Here is a 2049-nt window from a genome sequence, read left to right on the forward strand (position 1 = left end):
GACCTTCCCGCCCGCCGTCACCACCCGCCAACGCAAGATCCTCGACGCCCTGAACACCCCACGCGCCACGCACTAACCAATTGAGCCAACTCAGGCCTGACGTCACAGAACTCGACACGGAAGGTTCACCAGCATGAAACGCGCACTCACATTCGTCGCCGTCCCCGCCCTGGCGATCAGCCTGGCCGCCTGCGGCGACAACGACTCCGGCGATGCCAAGGTTCCGATGTCCGGTCACTCGATGTCGGCGAGCGCATCGCCGTCCAACGGCGGCTCGCAGGCTCAGCACAACGACCAGGACGTCATGTTCGCGCAGATGATGATCCCGCACCACCGCCAGGCGATCGAGATGGCCGATCTCGCCGCCACCCGCGCCGCGTCCCCCGAGGTGAAGCAGCTCGCCGCGGAGATCAAGAACGCGCAGGACCCGGAGATCAAGCAACTGTCCGCATGGCTGACCACCTGGGGAGCGTCGGTGCCCTCACCCGGTGCGGGCGGCATGGGGCACATGGAGCACGGCGGCATGGACGGCATGATGACCGACGAGGAGATGAAGGAACTCAAAGGGGCCGAGGGCGCGTCCTTCGACAAGGCGTTCCTGGAGATGATGATCGAGCATCACGAGGGCGCCGTGGCGATGGCCAAGACCGAGCAGACCTCCGGGAGTTTCCCCGGGGCCAAGAAGATGGCTGCGGACATCACGGCCTCGCAGTCCGCCGAGATCACCAAGATGCAGAACCTGCTCAAGCAGTAGGAACTGTGCATGTCCCGGCGGGCTGGGGCCGGCCGCCGGGTCGGTAAGAGCACGTCGTTGCCGGGCGGCGTCCTTCGCGCAGCCAGCGGGCGCCCGGTCTCCCGGACGCCCGCTGGCGGGCTGTTCTCAGTGGTGGTGGGTCAGCTGGACGGGACGTTCCTCGACCGGCTGCGGCGAGGACTTTGTCCATCCAAATCGAGGCGAGAGCCAGGGCGAAGCCCGTGCCTGCGATGATGCCGCCGACCCAGTTGACGGAGGTGACGCCCCGGCCGCCGTCGATGGCCGCGCCGCCGAGCCAGATCCCGAGGGCGGAACCGAGGGTGAAGGCGGAGATGTTGGCGGCCGAGGCGATGTCGGGGGCATCGCCCGCCTTCTGCATCACCCGCAGCTGCAGGGGTGCGACCACGGAGAACGCCGCGATGCCGTAGGTCGAGCGCTGCCTGGATCGCAGATTTGAGTGAGTACGTCGATGCGGTAACGGTCCTGGTCGACCATCGCCTGCACGCCGCGCACCTGTCCTTCGACGCGGGGCAGGCGGTTCTGCAGCTGATCCTTCGTGGCGCTGTAACCACATGTCGGCGTGACGTTGTGCAGCGTCGTCACGACACTCCTCTACCTAACGCCGGGGGGTGTAGCCCAGCCCTGCCGTCACTCCGTCCATCAGAACCGGCTCACTCAGCTCTCAGCTGACGGCAGTGTCCTGCCGGAGCTGCCAGCGACCTCATCACCGTTGCCACCGGGGCGACCCGGGCTTTCGCCGGCGGCAGTGATTCACGATGACGCCTTGGATTCAGTGACCTCGGCCGTGCCGCGGCTGACCGTGCTCCGCGTGTCGACCGTGGTCGCTGACCTGGGCGTCGAACCATGCGTGCAGAGCGTCCACCAGGCCGGCATCGTCGGTGGTGAACAAGATCCGCGCCCCATTCTGCACAGTCTCAAAGCTCATTTGGATCCGCTTGTACCCCTGCGCGAGCGTCGAAAGACCCGGCATTTCCGCCCCGTGGATGGACGCGGGGTCAGCGAAGTCACCGCGCTGGAATGCGGCGAACTCCTTGGTGAGGTGCTCCCGGATCAGTCGGATCTGCTCCTGGTCACCGGGATCGTCGGCCACTACAGTCTGCACGCCGCCATTTGAAGATTTGGTGAAACGGTGCGTCGTCCGTTCAAGGTCGAAGGGCATTACCGAACGCCCCTTCTCCGGGCCCTTGTGTCGTTTCCGTGGGTCGTTGATCGGGTTATAGGCGTCCGGGCAGGGGTGGGCAGAGGCCGCCGCGGGTGAGGGCGGCCATGGCGAT

3 protein-coding genes are annotated in these 2049 nt (G+C 66.4%); 1 reads left to right on the forward strand and 2 read right to left on the reverse strand.

What is annotated here, in order from left to right; genetic code table 11:
* Positions 1 to 133: 133 nt before the first annotated feature.
* Entirely contained in the window at positions 134 to 754 is a 621-nt protein-coding gene (locus ACGFK0_RS37600; RefSeq protein WP_392913543.1) for a DUF305 domain-containing protein, read from the forward strand.
* Positions 755 to 1132: 378 nt separating this feature from the next.
* Here ACGFK0_RS37600 and ACGFK0_RS37605 read toward each other — a convergent pair whose 3' ends face one another.
* Positions 1133 to 1357, reverse strand: a complete 225-nt coding sequence (locus ACGFK0_RS37605) for a metal-sensitive transcriptional regulator (protein ID WP_392913545.1) — start codon at positions 1355 to 1357, stop codon at positions 1133 to 1135.
* Positions 1358 to 1544: 187 nt separating this feature from the next.
* On the reverse strand, positions 1545 to 2049 hold a 505-nt coding region (locus ACGFK0_RS37610; protein WP_392913547.1), incomplete at its 5' end, for a hypothetical protein.

The sequence above is a fragment of the Spirillospora sp. NPDC048823 genome (genome assembly GCF_043198445.1).
In the GTDB taxonomy this organism is placed as follows: domain Bacteria; phylum Actinomycetota; class Actinomycetes; order Streptosporangiales; family Streptosporangiaceae; genus Spirillospora.

Bases quoted from the DNA above. Each gene is read 5' to 3' on its own strand.
- ACGFK0_RS37600 (WP_392913543.1), top strand. From the start codon at position 134: ATGAAACGCGCACTCACATTCGTCGCCGTCCCCGCCCTGGCGATCAGC.